This is a genomic window from Rectinema subterraneum, assembly GCA_009768935.1.
Lineage (GTDB): Bacteria > Spirochaetota > Spirochaetia > Treponematales > Rectinemataceae > Rectinema > Rectinema subterraneum.
Window position 1 is genome coordinate 16,663 of the sequence record WESA01000012.1, and the last position, 18,292, is coordinate 34,954.

The 18,292-nt window shown below is 52.8% G+C and carries 20 protein-coding genes; 17 read left to right on the plus strand and 3 right to left on the minus strand.

Annotation, left to right across the window (positions count from 1 at the left end):
* Position 1: 1 nt before the first annotated feature.
* From GAP13_RS04850 to GAP13_RS04920, 15 genes are all read left to right on the plus strand, one after another.
* Positions 2 to 385 carry a Fur family transcriptional regulator gene (locus GAP13_RS04850; protein WP_158906765.1) on the plus strand — a complete coding sequence of 128 codons (384 nt, stop codon included), beginning with the start codon at positions 2 to 4 and terminating at the stop codon, positions 383 to 385.
* 206 nt (positions 386 to 591) lie between these two features.
* On the plus strand, positions 592 to 1,533 hold the full coding sequence (locus GAP13_RS04855; RefSeq protein WP_241864291.1) for an RnfABCDGE type electron transport complex subunit D: 942 nt from the start codon (positions 592 to 594) through the stop codon (positions 1,531 to 1,533).
* Positions 1,530 to 2,156, plus strand: a complete 627-nt coding sequence (locus GAP13_RS04860) for an FMN-binding protein (RefSeq protein ID WP_222126150.1) — start codon at positions 1,530 to 1,532, stop codon at positions 2,154 to 2,156. Before GAP13_RS04855 ends, GAP13_RS04860 begins: the two co-directional genes overlap by 4 nt.
* Positions 2,153 to 2,848: an NADH:ubiquinone reductase (Na(+)-transporting) subunit D gene (locus GAP13_RS04865; protein ID WP_306769193.1), complete on the plus strand. Its 696-nt coding sequence runs from the start codon at positions 2,153 to 2,155 to the stop codon at positions 2,846 to 2,848. Before GAP13_RS04860 ends, GAP13_RS04865 begins: the two co-directional genes overlap by 4 nt.
* Positions 2,845 to 3,447 carry an electron transport complex protein RnfA gene (locus GAP13_RS04870; RefSeq protein WP_158906767.1) on the plus strand — a complete coding sequence of 201 codons (603 nt, stop codon included), beginning with the start codon at positions 2,845 to 2,847 and terminating at the stop codon, positions 3,445 to 3,447. The genes GAP13_RS04865 and GAP13_RS04870 overlap by 4 nt, the downstream gene beginning before the upstream one ends.
* Before the next feature lie 11 nt (positions 3,448 to 3,458).
* On the plus strand, positions 3,459 to 4,580 hold the full coding sequence (locus tag GAP13_RS04875; RefSeq protein WP_158906768.1) for an NADH:ubiquinone reductase (Na(+)-transporting) subunit F: 1,122 nt from the start codon (positions 3,459 to 3,461) through the stop codon (positions 4,578 to 4,580).
* A 15-nt stretch (positions 4,581 to 4,595) separates the two neighbouring features.
* On the plus strand, positions 4,596 to 5,066 hold the full coding sequence (locus GAP13_RS04880; RefSeq protein ID WP_158906769.1) for a hypothetical protein: 471 nt from the start codon (positions 4,596 to 4,598) through the stop codon (positions 5,064 to 5,066).
* A 100-nt stretch (positions 5,067 to 5,166) separates the two neighbouring features.
* Positions 5,167 to 6,627 (plus strand): pyruvate kinase, encoded by a 1,461-nt coding sequence (pyk, locus tag GAP13_RS04885; protein ID WP_158906770.1) that lies wholly within the window; start codon positions 5,167 to 5,169, stop codon positions 6,625 to 6,627.
* Positions 6,624 to 7,739: a TrmH family RNA methyltransferase gene (locus GAP13_RS04890; RefSeq protein ID WP_158906772.1), complete on the plus strand. Its 1,116-nt coding sequence runs from the start codon at positions 6,624 to 6,626 to the stop codon at positions 7,737 to 7,739. The genes pyk and GAP13_RS04890 overlap by 4 nt, the downstream gene beginning before the upstream one ends.
* A 261-nt stretch (positions 7,740 to 8,000) precedes the next feature.
* Complete coding sequence (locus tag GAP13_RS04895; protein ID WP_158906774.1) at positions 8,001 to 9,158, plus strand: extracellular solute-binding protein; 1,158 nt, start codon at positions 8,001 to 8,003, stop codon at positions 9,156 to 9,158.
* The gene (locus tag GAP13_RS04900) at positions 9,155 to 10,030 is read left to right on the plus strand and encodes an ABC transporter permease (protein WP_158906776.1); all 876 of its coding nucleotides are present in this window, start codon (positions 9,155 to 9,157) and stop codon (positions 10,028 to 10,030) included. Before GAP13_RS04895 ends, GAP13_RS04900 begins: the two co-directional genes overlap by 4 nt.
* Entirely contained in the window at positions 10,027 to 10,848 is an 822-nt protein-coding gene (locus GAP13_RS04905; protein WP_158906778.1) for an ABC transporter permease, read from the plus strand. The genes GAP13_RS04900 and GAP13_RS04905 overlap by 4 nt, the downstream gene beginning before the upstream one ends.
* Positions 10,849 to 10,881: 33 nt before the next feature.
* On the plus strand, positions 10,882 to 11,982 hold the full coding sequence (locus GAP13_RS04910) for an ABC transporter ATP-binding protein (protein WP_158906780.1): 1,101 nt from the start codon (positions 10,882 to 10,884) through the stop codon (positions 11,980 to 11,982).
* Positions 11,979 to 12,734, plus strand: coding sequence for an MBL fold metallo-hydrolase (locus tag GAP13_RS04915; RefSeq protein ID WP_158906782.1), 756 nt, complete (start codon positions 11,979 to 11,981; stop codon positions 12,732 to 12,734). Before GAP13_RS04910 ends, GAP13_RS04915 begins: the two co-directional genes overlap by 4 nt.
* A 2-nt stretch (positions 12,735 to 12,736) precedes the next feature.
* Positions 12,737 to 13,780, plus strand: a complete 1,044-nt coding sequence (locus GAP13_RS04920) for a LacI family DNA-binding transcriptional regulator (protein ID WP_158906784.1) — start codon at positions 12,737 to 12,739, stop codon at positions 13,778 to 13,780.
* Between the two features lie 33 nt (positions 13,781 to 13,813).
* Here the strand turns inward: GAP13_RS04920 and GAP13_RS04925 are convergent, their stop codons facing one another.
* The 3 genes from GAP13_RS04925 to GAP13_RS04935 form a co-directional block, all read right to left on the minus strand.
* Complete coding sequence (locus GAP13_RS04925) at positions 13,814 to 15,028, minus strand: MFS transporter (protein WP_158906786.1); 1,215 nt, start codon at positions 15,026 to 15,028, stop codon at positions 13,814 to 13,816.
* A 218-nt stretch (positions 15,029 to 15,246) separates the two neighbouring features.
* Positions 15,247 to 15,501, minus strand: coding sequence for a Txe/YoeB family addiction module toxin (locus GAP13_RS04930; protein WP_158906788.1), 255 nt, complete (start codon positions 15,499 to 15,501; stop codon positions 15,247 to 15,249).
* Positions 15,498 to 15,749, minus strand: coding sequence for a type II toxin-antitoxin system Phd/YefM family antitoxin (locus tag GAP13_RS04935; protein WP_158906790.1), 252 nt, complete (start codon positions 15,747 to 15,749; stop codon positions 15,498 to 15,500). Before GAP13_RS04935 ends, GAP13_RS04930 begins: the two co-directional genes overlap by 4 nt.
* A gap of 172 nt (positions 15,750 to 15,921) precedes the next feature.
* Here GAP13_RS04935 and glpK point away from each other — a divergent pair, with 172 nt between their 5' ends.
* Positions 15,922 to 17,412, plus strand: coding sequence for a glycerol kinase GlpK (glpK, locus tag GAP13_RS04940; RefSeq protein ID WP_158906792.1), 1,491 nt, complete (start codon positions 15,922 to 15,924; stop codon positions 17,410 to 17,412).
* Between the two features lie 20 nt (positions 17,413 to 17,432).
* Positions 17,433 to 18,218: a SagB/ThcOx family dehydrogenase gene (locus GAP13_RS04945; RefSeq protein ID WP_158906794.1), complete on the plus strand. Its 786-nt coding sequence runs from the start codon at positions 17,433 to 17,435 to the stop codon at positions 18,216 to 18,218.
* Positions 18,219 to 18,292 lie beyond the last annotated feature (74 nt).

The window sequence follows — 18,292 nt, forward strand, 5'->3', positions numbered from 1 at the left end:
TATGACAAAAGCGCGAATGCATGTTCTGGAAAGCATTTCCAGGGCAAAGGAGCCGCTCTCGGCCCGGCAGCTCTGTGAACGCTATGCGCAGGAGCACGACCCTGCAACAATTTACCGCGCGCTGCATTATCTGGAAGAAAAGGGCAGCCTTGACTCATTCATTCTCCACTGTAGCGAACACGGGACCGAGCGCTATTATGTAGTGCATGCCGGCGAGCATCGGCACTGGTTCCATTGCGAACATTGCCATCGCTTTACCGACCTTGGGCTTTGCCGCTTCGATACGCTCGTTGACCAGATGAGCAAGGAAAAGGGCCTTTCCGTCACCTCGCACACGTTTTATGCGACGGGAATATGCAAGGAATGTCGCGATAAGGGTTTCTAAGAGCCCGCTCAGGCTGAAAACCGCATCAAAATCGCCAAAAAGCCGCTCCAGGTTGTGGCGCTCACGTTACAATTTTAAAATTGCTCCGCAATGGCACAAAAGCGCGGGCCTGCGCTATAATTTCAAAATCACACTAAAATCGCGGCGCGCCCCTACAATTCCGGTTTGCCATGCATTACGATTATGAGTGACGGAAGGAGGGGCGCGTGATCAAATTCCTCAAACAACCGATGATGCGCAAAGTGCTCATAGCGCTGGCGCCGATTTACCTGTTTTCCATCTGGATGTATGGGCTTCGGGTTGTCGCGGCTGCGGTCGTGGTTTTTGTCTGCGGCATCGCCACCGAATGGCTGTTCGAGCGAAAGCGCCAGGGAAAGGTCAGCGAAGCGGTACTGGTGAGCTGTGCGCTGTTTGCGCTCGCATTTCCGCCTAAAACACCGCTCTGGATTCTGGCGGTGGGCATCATTTTTGCTGTTGCGATGGCCAAAGGTGTGTATGGCGGCTTCGGGCGGAATATCTTCAATCCCGCGATTGCGGGGCGTGCGTTCGTCTACATCAGCTTCGCGATAGTGCTGTCGAGGGCGTATACGGGGTTTGGAAATTTTGGTATTGGGGCTGTCGATGTGCTTTCGTCGGCTACGCCGCTTGCACAGATGCGGGCAGGGGCGAAAGTTCCGCTGTCAAGCCTTGTGTTCGGGCTGAGGCCAGGCGCGCTCGGCGAAAGCATGACCTTGCTCATCGTGCTTGCGGGTGTTTACCTCATTCTGACGAAGACCGCGAGCTGGAAAATCATCGTGTCGACGCTGGTAGGGGGCGCGGTGACAAATCTCATTCTGCTCGCCGTGGGAGCAGCCAAAGCGCTGCCGATGGAAAGCCTTCTTGCGGGATCCTTCCTATTTATGTCGGTATTCATGGCGACGGATCCTGTCTCGGCTCCGAAACGGCAGCAATCGCACTATGTGTATGGCGCGCTGATCGGGGCGACAGCAGTGCTCATCCGCACCTTCTCGGCTTTTCCCGAGGGTACGAGTTTTGCGATTCTCTTCGGGAACACCTTTGCGAACCTGATTGATATTGCGGTTGATTCGCTGGTCAAAAAGGCGCCTGCCCAGGCGAAGGCACCTGCCAAGCCGGAAGGAGGCGCATGATGAAACTGAACAGGAATTCGGTCATCTACGCGGCAGTGTTCACCTTTGTGGTGTGCGTCGCCTTTGTGATCATTCTGGCGATTGCGAATCAGGTCACGTTAGCCAGGGTCAATGCGAATAAGAGGCTCGAGTCGCGCACCGCCGTTCTGAAAGCCTTCGGGCTTGCTGACAGTACAACCCCATCGAGCGAAATCGATTCAAAATACACCCAGCTTGTCACCGAAAAAAGCGTAGAAAAAGCAACCGCCTACACCGCAACCATCGACGGCCAAACTTATGTTGCGGTCAAACTCACTATGCCAGGCCTCTGGGGACCGATCACCGCAGTGCTTGCAACCGACCCTGCAGGCACCGTCGTGCGCGGCTTCGAGATTGTCGATCAGCAGGAAACGCCAGGCCTTGGCGGACGCATTTCCGAACCATGGTTCTCGGCACAGTTCAAAGGAAAGAAAGTGCTTCCCGATGGTACGATCGCCTTTGAGCAAGGCTCAGGCAAAGGCAACTTCGATCCAAACAATGGCACCGTCGATGCAATCACCGGCGCAAGCCGCACGAGCGATTTCGTCCGTGCGCTTGTAAATCGTTCGTTGGCGCTCGCCCGCCAGATAGGAGGAACGCTGTGAGTGACACAGGAAAAACGAGTGCCCCCGCAAAAGTGAGCCCTGCCGGCAAGGTGATGCGGGATGGCCTCTGGTACAATAACCCCATATTTGTGCAGGTGCTGGGTATCTGCTCGACCCTGGCTGTCACCAACAATCTTCGTAACACACTCATCATGGTGCTGGGCGTGAGTTTCGCCACATCCATGGGGAGCATGACACTGAGCGCGCTTCGCGAGCTCATCCCGCGCAAGGTGCGCATGATTGTGCAAGTGCTTGTGCTGTCGTTCTATGTCATCATTATTGATATTGTGCTGAGGGCGTATCAGCCGGCGATATCCAAGCAGCTGGGGCCCTATGTCGGCCTCATTATTACAAACTGTATTCTGATGGGGCGCGCTGAGGCGTTTGCGGCATCGAATCCTCCAGGGCTTGCGTTTCTGGACGGGCTTGCGAATGGGCTTGGCTATGGCTGGGTTCTCCTTGTGATAGCGATTGTCCGCGAATTCTTCGGATTCGGCAGTCTGTTCGGCTTCAAACTCGTGGGCGATTGGTTTACTCCATGGACCATCATGGTGATGGCGCCGAGTGCGTTCTTCCTGGTTGCGATCGCGCTGTGGATTGCGAACAACTACAAGGCGAAGGTGGCGGCGGCAGCCAAGGCTGCTGCTCCTGGAGCAGCCGGCGCTCCAGCCGGACAAGGAGGCAAGCCATGATCGATGCACCAAGCGTTGGATTACTGTCGCTTTTCCTGGCGAGCATACTCACGAGCAATGTGCTCCTTGCGAACTTCCTCGGCACGTGCTCCTTCATTTCGATTTCGAAGGATTTCAAGAGCTCGATGGGGCTGGGCGTGGCGGTGACTCTTGTGATCGGCATCACGGCGGCGGTGTGCTGGGCCGTGCTGTACTTTATCATACAGCCGCTCGGCATCGAGTATCTTTCATTTATTATTTTCATAATCGTGATTGCGGGCGTGGTGCAGATGCTCGAGATGATTATCGACCGCTTTTCGCCGGCTCTGTACTTGGCGCTTGGCATTTTCCTGCCGCTCATCACTGTCAACTGCGCGGTCCTCGGCGTCATTCTTTTTATGCAAATCCGCAAGTACAGTTTCCCGCAGGCGGTGATATTCGGTTTCGGCTCGGGTGCGGGCTGGTGGCTGGCTATCATGTTGCTCGCGTCGATCCGCAAAAAGCTCGATTCGAATAACGCAATTCCTGCAGGGTTGAAGGGAACCGGTATTACGCTGATTACCATTGGCTTTATGGCGATGGCATTTGTCGGGTTTTCCGGCATGATCGCGGTGCAGTGAAGGAGGCGCTCATGAGTCCGATTCTGGTTGGTCCACTGACAGTAGCTGGCATTTCGGCCGTGCTCGCGCTTATCATTGCTGTACTCGACAAAGCCCTCAACAACTATGGCGACGTTGAAATATCGATCAACGGCGGCGAAAGAAAACTCGAAGTGAAGGGCGGCTCGCCGCTTCTCTCTACGCTGGCCGCCGAGAACATCTTTGTGCCGTCGGCATGCGGCGGTCGTGGCACCTGCGGTGCCTGTAAATGCAAGGTCATTTCGGACGTTGGGCCTCACCTTCCGACCGAGCTGCCTTTTATGTCGCCCGATGAAATTGCGCATAATGTGCGCCTCTCCTGCCAGGTCAAAGTGCGCAAGAACATCGAAATCGAGCTGCCGCGCGAGCTATTCAGCATCAAGAAATACAAAACCCACGTCGAAAAAATCCGCGATGTCACCCATGATATCAAAGAAGTGCTTTTTGCCCTCGATTCCGGCGAAATCGATTTTGTTTCAGGCCAGTATGTTCAGCTCGTTGTCCCGCCCTATGGGGACATCAAGGAGTCAACCCAGCGCGCGTATTCTATGTCCTCAAAGCCCTCTGACAAGAAGCATGTGGAGCTTCTCATCCGGCTGGTGCCGGGCGGCATTGCGACGACATGGGTTCACAAATTCCTCAAGGAAGGTGATGCGGTCGAACTTGTCGGCCCCTTCGGCGAGTTCCGTGTCCACGATACCCCCGCCGCGATGATCTGCGTTGCAGGAGGCTCCGGCATGGCGCCCTTCAAGAGCATTTTCTACAACCTGTACGAAACGAGCGCCTTCCCCGAGAAAGATATCTGGTATTTCTTCGGTGCCCGCACGAGCAAGGACATGTTCTACTTGGAAGAGCTGCGCGAACTGCAGGCAAAGTGGCCGCGCTTCCATCTGGTAGCTGCACTCTCCGAACCAAGCCCCGAAGAGAACTGGGCAGGCGACACCGGCCTCATCACCGATGTGCTCGACCGCTATCTCCAGACTGTTATTCCCAAAAACGACAAAGGATGGGAAGGCTATCTCTGCGGGTCCCCTGGTATGATCAACGCCTGCATCAATGTGATGAAGAAAAACGGCATCACCGAGGACAAGATTTATTATGACAAATTCGCCTGAGCCAAGGAGGATTGGATGAAACAGTCACCCGCCGACAAACAGGCTTTTGAAAGAATGGCGCCCGGCATAATCACCGCCGCCGGTTTTCTTGGATTCGACGAACGGAGCCCTGACCGCATCATCGCAGAGGACGAGAGAGCCTTTGAAGAGCTCGGGCTTGATTTCAATAACGTTGCTGACAGACTCGAAGAGTTGGCCCACAAAGGCGAAGCCGGCCTAGGCGAGCCCATCACTGTGGGGGAACTCCTTGTGCAATCAGGCGATGCGCGCGGTATGCTCCCTTGCCCGTGGGAAGATGGATTTTTTCATAAAAATGCAGTGTCGGTGAGCCCTGCGGATACTCCGCTCGAGGCGTGCGTCGAGGGCGAAGACATGCTCATTTACAGCGAACTTTCGATTCATATGCTGAGGGCGCACCACTTTTGCCAGGGGCGGGGCTCACCATTCAGGCTTGAGCCGACGTTGCTGAAGCAGCTGCTGTTCTGACAAGCAAGAGGTTCTGGCCGGGTCTCGAAACGATGTTCCTTTTTGAAGTATGATGGTGTCGTCTGAGGCCTATTCTCAGAGTGCCTCAAGGAGCATCTGTATGGAAAAGAGAACAAAGATCGTTGCGACCATTGGTCCGGCATGCGAAAGCCTTGCGACAATTAAAGACCTGATCCGCGAAGGCGTCGATGTCTTCAGGCTCAATTTTTCCCACAAGACATATGAAGAAGCCACTCGCGATGTAACCATGATTCACGAAGCGCGCAAAGCACTCGATAGACCAGTAGCCATTATGGCGGATATTAAAGGCCCAGCCGTGCGGCTTTATGGCTATGCGGAAGAAATTGCCCTGAAACCGGGGACAGAGCTCACCATTGAGAGCGCAGACCCTGCCGGAATCGAAAAACTGGTTTCTTCCAAGCCTCTGCATGTCTACACCAATCTGCCGGATATCGATCGCATCTGTGCAATAGGCCAGAAAGTTATTTTGATGGACGGCTACTTCAGCGGAAAAGTTGTCAGGAAGGCGCCGAAAGCCGTGGTGGTCGCGGTGGAAAATGAAGGGGGCTTGCGGCCAAAAGCGCATCTCACGCTTCCTGGCGTCGATTATCCAATCCCATTTCTTTCCGAAAAAGATATCAATGACATCAGCTGGGCGGTCGAAAAGGATATCGATTATATCGCGCTTTCTTTTGTTCGCTGTGCGACGGATGTTGAGGAAGTTCGGCGTCTTGTGCAGCGCACCGCGCTTTCGCAAGGCAAAACGACGAACATCAAATTGATCGCGAAAATCGAGTCATCCCGAGGGCTCGAGAACATTGACGAGATTATCAGAGCAGCTGATGGCATAATGGTGGCTCGCGGCGACATGGGCGTCGAAATGCCCATAGAAAATGTGCCGATCGCCCAGAAGCAAATCATCCGCAAATGCTATCTTGCCGCAAAGCCAGTCATCACCGCGACCCAGATGATGGAATCGATGATGGAAAACCCTATGCCGACCCGCGCAGAAGTATCCGATGTCGCAAACGCTTGTTTCGATTCCACCAGCGCGGTCATGCTTTCAGGGGAAACCGCAATCGGCAAATATCCCGTCCAGGTCGTTCGCATGATGCGCACAGTAGTCGAGACTGTCGAAAAAGAGTTCGATTATATCGATTTTCACCACGATGTGCCGCCGGAAGTGCAGAACGGCGACATACCGGCAATAATGTCGTATAACGCAGTTTCGGTTGCTTATCGCTGCGACGCCAATGCTCTCATCGTCCTCACGGAAACCGGCCATGCGGCGCGCTTGCTTTCGCGTCTGCGCCCAAGAATGCCCATATACGCCTTTCTGACGAACGAGCGCCTGTACCACCAGATGGCGCTCAATTGGGGCGTCGAGCCTTTTATCCATTCAGGAAAAGGAACGCGCCTCGATGCAGTCGTCGCGGAAGCCATCTCGATTTGCAAGCGCAAAGGGCTTTTGAAAAGTGGTGACCGCGTGGTGATTGTAGCTGGCCTGCCGCTCGCGCATCAGGGCACGACGAACATGATTCGGGTGGAGACGATTGAGTGAAGAGCGAGCGCGCTGCGAAAGGTGCGATGCTGGACAGCGGTCAAGCTGCAGTCATGAAATCCGGCGACATGCGCCCCGAAATCGACCTCGAGCTGCTCTCGAAATTGAAGGAGAAGAATCTTGCTGCGCTCGGACTTATTGTTCTCGAAGGGCGCATTGTTATAGAAAAGGCGCTTGAAGCGGGGGTTGTGCCGCGCTTGCTTGTATGTACGGAAGCTGAAGAAGAATATTGGCAGGAAAAATCCCGAAACCGGACTGTAGTGCAGGGTAGTGCGGCGCCGCAAACGCGTACCCCAGCGCAGAACAGCTCAAAGCCGCAAACCGGCGCCTCATCCTTTCCCGTGCGCGTCATGAACCACGAAGCCCTCTGCGCCTTTGTCGATTTCAAATTCCATCGAGGCGCGATCGCAATCGCTGAAATGCCGCGGATTAGGCGGTTCGAGGCGGCGCAGAACGAGCTGTCGGCCAGCCAGGCGAGTATGCTGAGCATGGCGCGCTTGCCGCGGCCAGATGACAGCGTGGCCCGCACAATTTATGAGCGCTCCAGAGAAGCCTTTCTTTGCCTCTGGGACATCACCGATCCCTCGAATCTCGGCGCACTCATACGGACAGCTGCCGGGCTCGGCGCCTCAGGAATCTTGCTCGGCCCAGGTTGCGCAAACCCGTATTACCGAAAAGCCATCCGCGCTTCGATGGGAAATGCGTTCAGTGTGCCGCTCTGGAGCGCGGACCTTGCCCTTCTCGATACGCTGCGTCTAGGCGGAGCGGAAATAGTCGGCGCTACACTTTCGGAACAGGCAGTGTCGCTTGATGTATGGGCTGCACAGCAAGGCGGCTTTCTCATCCTCATCCTCGGCAACGAAGGTTATGGCCTGCCGCAGGAAGTCCTCTCTCGCTGCACCAGCGAAGTATCTATCCCGATGGCACGCGGCGTCGATTCGCTCAATGTTGCAGTGGCGGGCGGGATTTTGATGTACGAGTTGTTTGGGAAAATACGGGGAACTGAAAAAGAAAGCCAACAAAAAGCGCTCAAGAAAGTGCCGAAACTCGGCATCAATGGAGACCGCTATCCTGATTCGGTCGACTTGATAAGAGAGGACAGAGAGCAGTGACTATTACTTTCATTTCATCGATAACTGTATTGAATTAGAATCGCCATGTTGGTTCCCTGGTAGATTGCATTCCGGGCCGCAGTGCTTGCTTTCACTTTTTACTGCATTGCGATATGACAGCTGTATTATCTCTATGTTAGCATAATTCGAATTTTTTCAATTAAACATTGACAAATGAAAAAAACCGTGCTTTCGTATAAATTGTTACATTATGAAACCACTCTCATTATGTAACAATAAATACCTAAGGAGGCATCGGATATGAAAAGGAAAAGCATTGCTATGGCTTTTCTACTCATTGTTGCATTCGGTTTTCTTGCAGTGCAAGGAGCGTTTGCACAAAAATCCCGGCTTGTATTCATGACCGCTGGCGATGTAAATATGCTCGCGCTCGGGCAGAATGTGTTCGCTCCCGGCTTTATGGCTGAAAATCCTAACGTGCAAGTTATCACAATTCATACTGGCCCGGGGAATGCAGGTTCTCAGACAATTTATGAAAAGCTGCTAGCGGAAAAGAAAGCCAATAAAGCGGCGGGCGATGTGGACGTCGCACTTGTACACGAGATTTTCATGAAATGGAGCATGGATCAGGATTTACTGCAGCCTTACGCGCAAATGACAAACACCTGGAAATATGTTACATCGCCTTTTGCAAAGACTTCGTTAGGAATCAATATTGAAGGCTATGTCATGCCACTTTTCCAGAGCCAGACTGCCATAGCCTACAATCCGGACTATGTGAAAAATCCACCAAAGTCCTATGCTGAACTCAAAGAATGGGTCAAAAAGAATCCCGGCAAGTTCGGATACAACGGCATCAAGGGCGGTGCATCCGGTGTTGCATTTGTCATGGGATGGGTATATGCGGAGACAGGGAAATACAAGAAATACGCGGTCACCGGCCCATTTGATAAGGCTGAAGTCGATTCTTGGGAACCAGCTTACAAAGCGCTCAAGGAATTCAATAAAAATATAGTCATCACTGCAGGAAATGTTGGCACTTTGGATGCCCTGAACAGAGGCGAAATCTGGATGGGACCAGTATGGGTGGATATGTTCTTTACCTTCATGAATGAAGGAAAGCTGGATCCAAAGATGCGGCTAGCCCTTCCCGAACCAGGGATGCCCGGCCAGCCCATGTTCTTTGTCATCCCAAAGAATGCTCCTAATCCTGAACTGTCTCGCAAGTTTATCGAATATGTCACGAGCCCTAAAATTCAGGCAAACGAGATTGTAATACGGTTCAATTGGTACCCTGGCATCGATGGGTCTGCGCTCAAAGGCTCGATTCCTCAAGAAGTCTTCGACAAGATTTACCGCGATGTAACGCCCGCGGATCTGCAGAAAAAAGGATTGGCTTTCCCGCTGGCTGACTATTACAATGCAATGCTCGAAGCATACGAAAGATGGGCTCAATGACATCCTTGCAACCGAAAATGTGGGGGGAGCGAAAGCTCCCCCCGTATGTTCTGCTTCTTTTCCCGGCAGTCACCTTCATGGTGCTCATGTATGCGTGGCCATTCATTTCTTCTGTGCTGCAGAGTTTTATTATAAGCGGAAAAGAGGGTGGGCTTACTTTGGCAAACTATGTCAAAGTATGGGAATTATATAGAAAGGATATTGCATTCACTTTTGCGGTAACGATTTTCAACACATTTCTGGTAGGGGTCGTTGCAGTAATATTTTCTGTTTATTTCCGTCTCCGCCAGAATCGGGTCAGCGCGCTGCTGAGTGCAATTTTCAAATTGCCGATTTTCATTCCCTTTGTTGTCGTATCGCAGATGATGAACAGCTTTCTTGCGCCGCATGGATTATTGAACACTGCCCTTGCACAGCTTGGGTTGGTGAATCTGGATAAGCCGCTTCAGCTTTTCAATTTCGCCGGGCTTTCGTTTGGCTTCGCGTGGAAACAGATTCCTTTTGCAGTGCTTATCATCCATGGCGGCTTTCAGATGATCGACAACAGCTATATCGAAGCAGCGCGGAGCATCGGAGCGAAGTTGCCGAGTGTCATACTGCGCGTGCTTGTGCCTATGAACAAGTCGAGCATTATTGTGGCGCTTGTTCTTGTGTATTCGCAAATTATCGGAACATTCACATTGCCGTATATGCTGATAGGAGGCAAAGTTCCTACGACAATTACGGTGGATATTGCGCACAGGGTGAATTATTTCCGCGATTTTGGCGTGGCGAACGCGCTCGGTGTATGTTCCTACATCATGGTTCTTTTTACGGCAGCATATTATCTGAGGTCGAAAATTAAAGAAGCACGGCAGGAGGTTTCACAATGAAACGAATCCTGAAAAAATCCGCAGAGCTTGCGCTGCTGGTCACCGTGTTCTTAATTGTTATCGGACCAATGGTAAGCCTTTTCCTCTGGTCGGTTGCGCAAAAGTGGTACTGGCCCCATCCTTTGCCACAAGCGATTACCTTTGATTACTGGGCGCAGGCGCTCGGGCTGAAAACAAGCCTGGCTATCGGTGCAGTGAGCATTGTATCTGCATTCACGCTTTCAATATTGATTGCATTGGCGACAGTAGTCATTGCGATGGCTATAGCGATTCCAGCTGGCTATGCGCTCGCAAAATATAAAATTCCTTTTGGTACAATAATTTTGTTCTTATTTCTCTTGCCAAATGCATTCCCTCAGCAGCCGGTATTCGTGAATATTTTGCAGGTATTCACAAAAATTGGCCTGTCTGGAACGATCCCTGGCGTCATGCTGATCCATATTCTTGTTGGTCTCGTATACGGCGTATGGATTACAAATGCAACATTTCGCTCGATTCCTCCCAGCATGGAAGAAGCAGCGCGGAGCGTCGGAGCAACAGCATTTAAAGCTTTCTATAAAATTTCATTGCCACTTGCAGCTCCTGGCTTGTTTTCGAGTGCAGTTTTTGTTTTCCTGACTTCGCTCGATGAATTCACGGGGACTTTTTTCATCGGCTTGCCATTTATCAACACACTCCCGCTTACTCTCTACTCATCCAGTGGCTACAACATGCAATTCGCTTCAGTTATTGCGCTTATCCTTCTCGTGCCGAGCGTAATTTTTATGCTTCTCATCCAAAAAGTTCTGAAAGCTGAATATGTCGGCGGTATGGGTTGATTTGTATAATTTGTATAAAAGGGGAATACTTCGATGGCTGAATTAGTGCTCAAAGATTTGGTGATCAAATATGGTAAAGTAACCGCGCTGAACAGACTCAATCTGACAATCAAAGATGGAGAGCTGGTCACGCTTCTTGGTCCATCCGGCTGCGGGAAGACAACGACATTGCGTTCGGTTTCGGGTTTTCTTCCTGTCCAGGAAGGAGATATTTTTCTCAATGGCAAGCGCATTACCGATATCGCGCCAGAGAATCGAGGTATCGGACTGGTTTTCCAAAACTATGCTTTGTGGCCGCACATGACGGTTTTCAAAAATCTTGCTTTCGGCCTGGAATTGAGAAAACTGCCTGCCGAAGAAATAAAAAAGAGAGTTGCAGCTGTTCTGGCTTCAGTCAAAATGGATGAATACGCGGACAGATTTCCGCGACAGCTCTCAGGTGGCCAGCAACAGCGCATCGCACTAGCTCGCGCGATTATTCTCGAGCCAGATATTCTCTTGCTTGATGAGCCGCTTTCGAACCTCGACGCACTCCTGAGGGAGCAGATGCGATTCGAGATTGCCGCGATCCATAATAGGCTGGGCATAACGACCATGTATGTCACCCATGATCAAACAGAAGCCATGGTGATATCCAACCGGATTGTCGTCATGAGAAATGGAAAAGTGATGCAGGAAGGAAAACCGGAAGACATTTATATGCGCCCGCGCAATAAATTTGTTGCCGGTTTTATGGGGACCACTTGTTTTTTAGAAGGCATTGTAGAGCGCTTCGACGGTGAGCGCTGCATTCTCAAAACTAATGATGGTTTCGAGTTGTATGGTATAGGCACAGAGCTGCAAATTGGCCACAAAGCCTATGCCGCAGTCCGTCCGGAATATATTCTGCTTGGCAAGCGCGCTGAAGCATCTTATGGGTCTTCGGAAAGGAACTGCTTCAAGGCTATAGTAGATCGCTCCAATTTTACCGGTGAATTGTTGGATTACCAGCTTAAGCTAGGCAGTAATTTCATCCGCGCCAAAGAATATGAGGCAAAAACGATTTATGGGATCGGGCAGACAGTCGATGTGAAAATCGACGAGGAGCGGTTGCCGATAGTGCATGATACCGATCCGGAAGCTGTAGCAGTATGAGACTATGCTTTTTTGGTACATCCAGCGCTATACCGAGTGCAAGGAATGGATATACTTCATTTCTCATCGAATTGGCGAATAAAACCGTGCTGGTAGATACCGGAGATAACGCAATCCGATCCATGCTCGAGATGGGTCGCGATCCCATGATGCTCGATGCGATTATCCTGACTCATGAGCATGCGGACCACCTCGGAGCATTCCCGGCGTTTATTGCTGCGCTTGAATGCATGAATCGGACGAAAAAACTCTTGGTCATCATGCAGCCCGAACTTGAAAAAAGAGTGCTGACCTTGCTTGCTTTATTTGATTATTACCCTGAGCAATTGCATTTCGAGCTAGAATTTGCGGCAGAATGGCATACCGACGGCTTGAAAATCGATCTATTGCCCGGGAATCATAGCAAGTTCACCATGATGCCTCGATTTGTGGCGGATAACCGGACGCTGCTCTATACTGCAGATACTCGGTATAAGGCTGGACAGTATGCAGCGTTAGGCGCAGCGTGCCATACGCTCATCCACGAGGCAACGTATTCGCATCCAAAATTGCCGCAGGATACCAGGCATAGTTCAGCGTTGGAAGCCGGTATGGCTGCGAGCGAAATCGGAGCAAGGAATCTATTTCTATGCCATTTCCAGGACGATGCATATAAAAATCCTACCGAGCCAGCCATAGAAGCAGCACAATCCTTTGGTGGCGAAATAATTGTTCCCGGGCTGATGCAATGGTACACGATAAAAGAGGACTGAACGTGACAAATGCAACAATCGAAGATGTCGCGAAAGCATGCGGCCTTTCTCGGGCTACTGTTTCTCGCGTCATCAATGGTGAGCCAAATGTCAAGCCGCTCACTATAGAAAAAGTCAAAAAAGCAATTGCCGAACTAGGATATCACCCAAATATCCACGCGCAGGCACTTTCTGGCGGCGGAGCGAAAACTGTCGGCATTATGCTGCCGCGCATATGGCGTTCTTATTATTCTTCTTTGCTTTCAAGCATAGAAGAAGTCGCGGCACAGGAAGGTTATTACGCCCTTATCATGGCAAAAGATTATTTGAAAAATGCGGAAAGAATTTTCGACGAGGGGCGTGTCGATGGATTCATTTTCAGAAATATGGACCATGTAGAAGAGCATGAGAGACTTTTTCTCAGGCTTCGAAAGCGAAATGTGCCTTTTGTGCTAATAGGGAATCCTTTGCGCGATTATCCAGCGATTACGATTGACAATGTGGGGGGTGGGAGAGCGGTTGCAAAACATTTTGCTATGCATGGATTCAGAAAGATTGTGTATCTGGGCGGCCCATCCGACAATGTCGATTCAAATGATCGTTATTTCGGCTTCCGTATCGGTTTTGAAGAAAGCGGAATGAATCCTGAAGGAATTCTCAGGATTAATGGAGATTATTCGACAAAGAGCGGTTATAATGCAATAAGCGAAATTATGCTTACGCAAAAGCCGGATGCAATTTTTGCCGCGAATGACAGGATGGCGCTTGGCGCCATCCTGTACTTGCACAAAAATGGTGTATGCGTGCCCCAGGATATCGCGATTGCGGGATTCGACGATTCATATTTTGCAAAATATATTACGCCAGCCCTTACAACGGTGCGCCAGCCGTTCCGAGAAATGGGCACCGCAGCGATGAAGCAGCTGTGTTCAATGCTTAAAGGGAGTTCAGCGAATCCCGGTAAAATTATCCTGCCAGCGAAGTTTATCGTTCGCGCATCCTGCAGCTGTCCCTATAGCCACGACGATTCGCTGGACGTTTTGGACGCTGTCGAGAATAGCGAGTGAATATAGGGGGCTGCCTATTTTAGGGCAGCAAAGCTAGGATTCTTTCTTCCCTGTCTTTTCTTCAAGCCTTGTCCCCCAAAATACTGAAAACGCGAGGAGCGCGGTGACCGCCATGAGCGAAGTGGTAAAAGACCCGGTGGCGTTGTTGATCGCTTCCATTGCATAGACGAGGAGTACCGATACCTGCCCGGCAAGGGTGACCAGGCCATTCGAGGTTCCCTCTGGCGTAGGACGCGCGACCTCGGCGGCATACTGCATGCCTACGGGATTCACGGCGATGAGGAAAAAACCGAGCACAAAAGCGGATGCCGCAATCAGTGCAAATCCCGGAGCGAGCGCAAGGCCGAGGAGTCCTGGAATTGCGCCAGCGAGCCCCAGAATAATGAATGGAGTTCGCCTCGCCGAGCGGTCGGAGAAAAAGGGAATGATAACTGCCCCTGCAACTCCGCCCACCAGCATAATCGCGCCCAGCATTCCTGCTTGGCTTGAACCAATTCCGCGCGGCCGCACAATCCCTTCGACCCACGTCGTCACGCCGTTGAAAATGCCCATGCCGATAAACGCGATCACAAGAAAGCGCACAAACGAGGGCGTGCGCAACGCATGCTTGAGTCCCTCGATCATGAACGCGCGCTCGCGGCACGCCGACTCATCCGGCGGCAGCCTCGGCTTCTCCCTCGCGGCCAGCACAAACACCCCCGCGGCCACACTCGCCGCCACCCCGTACACCAGCTGCACCTGCGCAATGCTCATGCGCTCGGCCAGCATCGGCGTCAACACCAAGCCTGCCGCCGTGCCCAGAATGCTCGCAATCGTAATCAGCCCCACTGCCGTCGCCCGCTCGCGCGCCGGAAACCACGCGGCCGGTATTTTCGTCCACGAATTGAGCAGAAAAGGCTGCGCCACCGCAATGCCGCAGGTGACCGCAAAGGCAAGCGCGTAATTGTGCCCGGCCGCGCCGCGCAGCAACCCGAATATTCCCACCGCCATCGAAGCGGCCCCGACCGTCCACACATATCCGAACCTGTCGATGAGCCACGAAGCGGGAATTGAAAACGGCACAAACGCGATCATGAAGGACATCGCGAAAAAGCCGACCGCCATCTCCGAAACGCTGTAGTAGGCGGCTGCGGCGCTCGTGATGGGCGAGTACGCGATCCACAGGGTCTGGATGGTGAAATTGACCAGCATGGTCGCCGCAAGGATTACCCAGCGGTACGGATAGACGCGGTAGGATGTATGTTCCATGGATGACAGTATGGAGGAAAAGGGCGGGTGGCGTAAACTGGCCGATGGTCGGGGCTGCTACACAGTGGTGTCCTGAGCGGGCGGCAACACTTGGCGCTTTGGGGTGCCCCAGGACGGGTGGCGTAAACTGGCGGAGGGCCGGCACATCGAGGCGCCCCAGGCCGAGTGGCGTAAACTAGCGGAGGGCCGCATATTATAGCGCCGCCTCAAACGTATTCTCAGTAATGATATCGAAGCTGGGCAATGAAAACCGTATCTTCAACCACTTTGTAGATAATACGATGCTCTTCGGTGATCCGGCGCGACCAGTAGCCTTTGAGGGCGAATTTCAAGGGCTCGGGCTTGCCCTTGCCTGAAAACGGCGTTCTTTGAATCTCCAGAATCAGCTGGTTGATTCTCTGCAGCATGGTGGGATCACTATTTTGCCAGAAGAGATAATCTTCCCAGGCATGCTCGGAAAACAGCAATTTCATGAGTCTATCGAGTGCTCGATGCCATGGCCGCTTTCCAGTTGCTGAATGGACTCAAGCAAGCGCCGCGCATTGGCTGGACTTTTCAGAAGATACGAAGTCTCTTCGAGCGACTGGTAGTCTTCAAGCGACATAAGGACAACGGCCTGGTCGCTATTCCGGGTTATTATAACAGGGTCATGATTATCACAGACCAAGTCCATGGTTTTTGCGAGGTTTGCCCGGGCTTTTGTATAGGTAATCGCTTCCATATATGGTCTCTGTACAGGATAATGTACATATATTATTGAAGTTTGTCAATTGAATGGAGGCGCCGCGCATCAGTTTTTGAAAAAAGCCAAGATCGGCCGTGCTTGCATTGGTACTCAAAAATAGCCCTTGCCGCCCTCTCCCCCCGGTGCCAAAATGCGCTATAATACGCCCATGGACCGCAATTCAAACTACATCCTCGCCCTGGATCAGGGCACAACGACATCGCGCGCCATTCTGTTCAATCATGATGGCATCATTATCGGTGTCAAGCAGATTCCGTTCAGGCAGATTTTCCCCAAGCCAGGCTGGGTCGAGCATGATGCCGAGGAAATTTGGCAAACCCAGCTTGCCGCAGCGCGTGGGGCCATAGAGGCAGCGCAGATCGAGTCGGGCCAGATCGCCGCAATCGGCATTACCAATCAGCGCGAAACCACGGTGGTGTGGGAGCGCGCCACCGGCAAACCGGTCTACAATGCGATTGTCTGGCAGTGCAGGCGCTCAAGCGGTATTTGCGACGAGCTTCGCGGGCGCGGCGCCGAGCCGGAAATCCGCGCACGCACTGGCCTCGTGCTCGATGCCTATTTTTCGGGGACAAAGCTCACATGGCTGTTCCGCGAGTATCCGGAACTCAGAGCGAGGGCTGAACGCGGCGAGCTCATGTTCGGGACGATCGACTCGTGGCTCATCTATAACCTGACCGGCGCGCACGCGACCGATCCTTCGAACGCGAGCCGCACGATGCTCTTCAATATTTACGAGCGCCGCTGGGATGAAGAGCTTCTGCGCCTGCTCGAGGTGCCGCCTCAGATTTTGCCGGAAGTGCGGCCTTCATCGGGGATTTTCGGAAAGGCGAAGCGCGAGCTTTTCGGAGCGGAGATTCCGGTTGCGGGCGTTGCGGGCGATCAGCAGGCTGCGCTCTTCGGGCATGCGTGTTTCGAGCCGGGCGATGTCAAGAATACCTATGGTACGGGCTGTTTTACGCTCATGAATACGGGGCCATTCCCGGTCGAATCGAAGCACAACCTTCTAACGACAGTTGCATGGGACCTCGGCAAAGGCTATACCTATGCGCTCGAGGGCTCGGTATTCATCGCGGGAGCCGTGATCCAGTGGCTGCGCGACCAGATGGACCTGCTCGCGGATTCGGCAGAGAGCGAACAGCTGGCGCGTTCGGTCGAGGATAGCCAGGGGGTGTATATAGTGCCGGCTTTTGTTGGGCTTGGTGCACCGTACTGGGATTCGGAGGCGCGCGGCACGGTCGTAGGGCTGACACGGGGGACTTCGCGGGCGCATTTTGTACGCGCGGCGCTCGAGTCGATCGCGTACCAGTCGATGGATCTGTTCGAAGCGATGAAAAAGGATTCGGGAAGGGCACTTTCGTGCATAAAAGCGGATGGAGGTGCCTCGGCGAATTCCTTCCTCATGCAGTTCCAGGCGGATATCACAGGGACGCGCGTCATTCTGCCCGAGGTGAGCGAAACGACAGCGCTGGGGGCAGCGTATCTAGCCGGGCTTGCGATTGGATACTGGTCGGGGCTTGATGATGTGCGCAAGAATTGGCGCATGCGGCGCGAATTTATGCCGCGGATGGCCGAAGAGGTTCGAGCTGAGCTCATCGACGGCTGGCGCAAGGCAGTGGCGACTGCCAGAAATTTCAGATAGTTTGATAGCAGGAGCTCAATATGCAATATGAGCGTTTCGAGGGGCGGTGGTTTCTCAAATCGAATTGGCATTTGGTCAAGAGCGGCCAATCCGACCAGATGAAAGGTGTACCGGTGCCGCTGCAAGAAGAGCCGCCCGCGCCAGAGGATTGTGTCATCTCTTTGCCGCCTCCGGATGCATTGCTCGCGCACGATGGAGGCGCCGCTGGTTCCGTTGCGAGCAACGCGCTTTCGACTGCGCTCTATCGCATGCTGGTGGGCCGCAAATCGCGCAGAAAATACTCGAAGGAGCCGCTCAGTCTTGAAGAGCTTTCGTATTTGTTGTGGGCAATCGAAGGCGTCAAGGAAAATAAGGGCAAATTTTCGTTCCGTACCACACCTTCGGGAGGAGCGCGGCATCCGCTCGATGTCTATGTCTTTGCGCATAAAATAAAAAATCTCAATGTGGGTCTGTATCGCTATCTTCCCGTGGAACATCAGCTCGTCCTCGAGCGCCAGGGAGACGACTCCGAGGCGCTGGATGAAGCGCTCAACGGCCAGTTCTGGAATGCGGCATGCATTGTCATGTGGGCAGCAGTGCCGTATCGCTCGGAGTGGCGCTATGGCAAGGCAGCGGACAAGCTGGTGGCGCTCGATGCGGGGCACTCATGCCAGAACCTGTATCTGGCCTGCGAGGCGCTTGGGCTTGGCACCTGCGCAATCGGCGCCTACGACCAGGAAAAGCTCGATGCATACCTCGGCCTCGATGGCGAGGACATGTTTGCGCTCTACGCGGCGCCGGTTGGCAAGCTCCAGGGCGGGGCTTGAGCTGAATCCGCGCCGCCCGTTCATGGGCTGAGTGAATCGACCTGATATCTATCATATTTCTGAGGAGGGATTTT

What these genes read in the sequence shown, in the direction of transcription:
- GAP13_RS04875 (WP_158906768.1), top strand. Translation starts at nt 3,459, where the DNA reads ATGAGTCCGATTCTGGTTGGTCCACTGACAGTAGCTGGCATTTCGGCC.
- GAP13_RS04870 (WP_158906767.1), top strand. Translation starts at nt 2,845, where the DNA reads ATGATCGATGCACCAAGCGTTGGATTACTGTCGCTTTTCCTGGCGAGC.
- GAP13_RS04880 (WP_158906769.1), top strand. Translation starts at nt 4,596, where the DNA reads ATGAAACAGTCACCCGCCGACAAACAGGCTTTTGAAAGAATGGCGCCC.
- GAP13_RS04910 (WP_158906780.1), top strand. Translation starts at nt 10,882, where the DNA reads ATGGCTGAATTAGTGCTCAAAGATTTGGTGATCAAATATGGTAAAGTA.
- GAP13_RS04945 (WP_158906794.1), top strand. Translation starts at nt 17,433, where the DNA reads ATGCAATATGAGCGTTTCGAGGGGCGGTGGTTTCTCAAATCGAATTGG.
- GAP13_RS04935 (WP_158906790.1), bottom strand. Translation starts at nt 15,749, where the DNA reads ATGGAAGCGATTACCTATACAAAAGCCCGGGCAAACCTCGCAAAAACC.
- GAP13_RS04915 (WP_158906782.1), top strand. Translation starts at nt 11,979, where the DNA reads ATGAGACTATGCTTTTTTGGTACATCCAGCGCTATACCGAGTGCAAGG.
- GAP13_RS04900 (WP_158906776.1), top strand. Translation starts at nt 9,155, where the DNA reads ATGACATCCTTGCAACCGAAAATGTGGGGGGAGCGAAAGCTCCCCCCG.
- glpK (WP_158906792.1), top strand. Translation starts at nt 15,922, where the DNA reads ATGGACCGCAATTCAAACTACATCCTCGCCCTGGATCAGGGCACAACG.
- GAP13_RS04850 (WP_158906765.1), top strand. Translation starts at nt 2, where the DNA reads ATGACAAAAGCGCGAATGCATGTTCTGGAAAGCATTTCCAGGGCAAAG.
- pyk (WP_158906770.1), top strand. Translation starts at nt 5,167, where the DNA reads ATGGAAAAGAGAACAAAGATCGTTGCGACCATTGGTCCGGCATGCGAA.
- GAP13_RS04905 (WP_158906778.1), top strand. Translation starts at nt 10,027, where the DNA reads ATGAAACGAATCCTGAAAAAATCCGCAGAGCTTGCGCTGCTGGTCACC.
- GAP13_RS04930 (WP_158906788.1), bottom strand. Translation starts at nt 15,501, where the DNA reads ATGAAATTGCTGTTTTCCGAGCATGCCTGGGAAGATTATCTCTTCTGG.
- GAP13_RS04895 (WP_158906774.1), top strand. Translation starts at nt 8,001, where the DNA reads ATGAAAAGGAAAAGCATTGCTATGGCTTTTCTACTCATTGTTGCATTC.
- GAP13_RS04860 (WP_222126150.1), top strand. Translation starts at nt 1,530, where the DNA reads ATGATGAAACTGAACAGGAATTCGGTCATCTACGCGGCAGTGTTCACC.
- GAP13_RS04925 (WP_158906786.1), bottom strand. Translation starts at nt 15,028, where the DNA reads ATGGAACATACATCCTACCGCGTCTATCCGTACCGCTGGGTAATCCTT.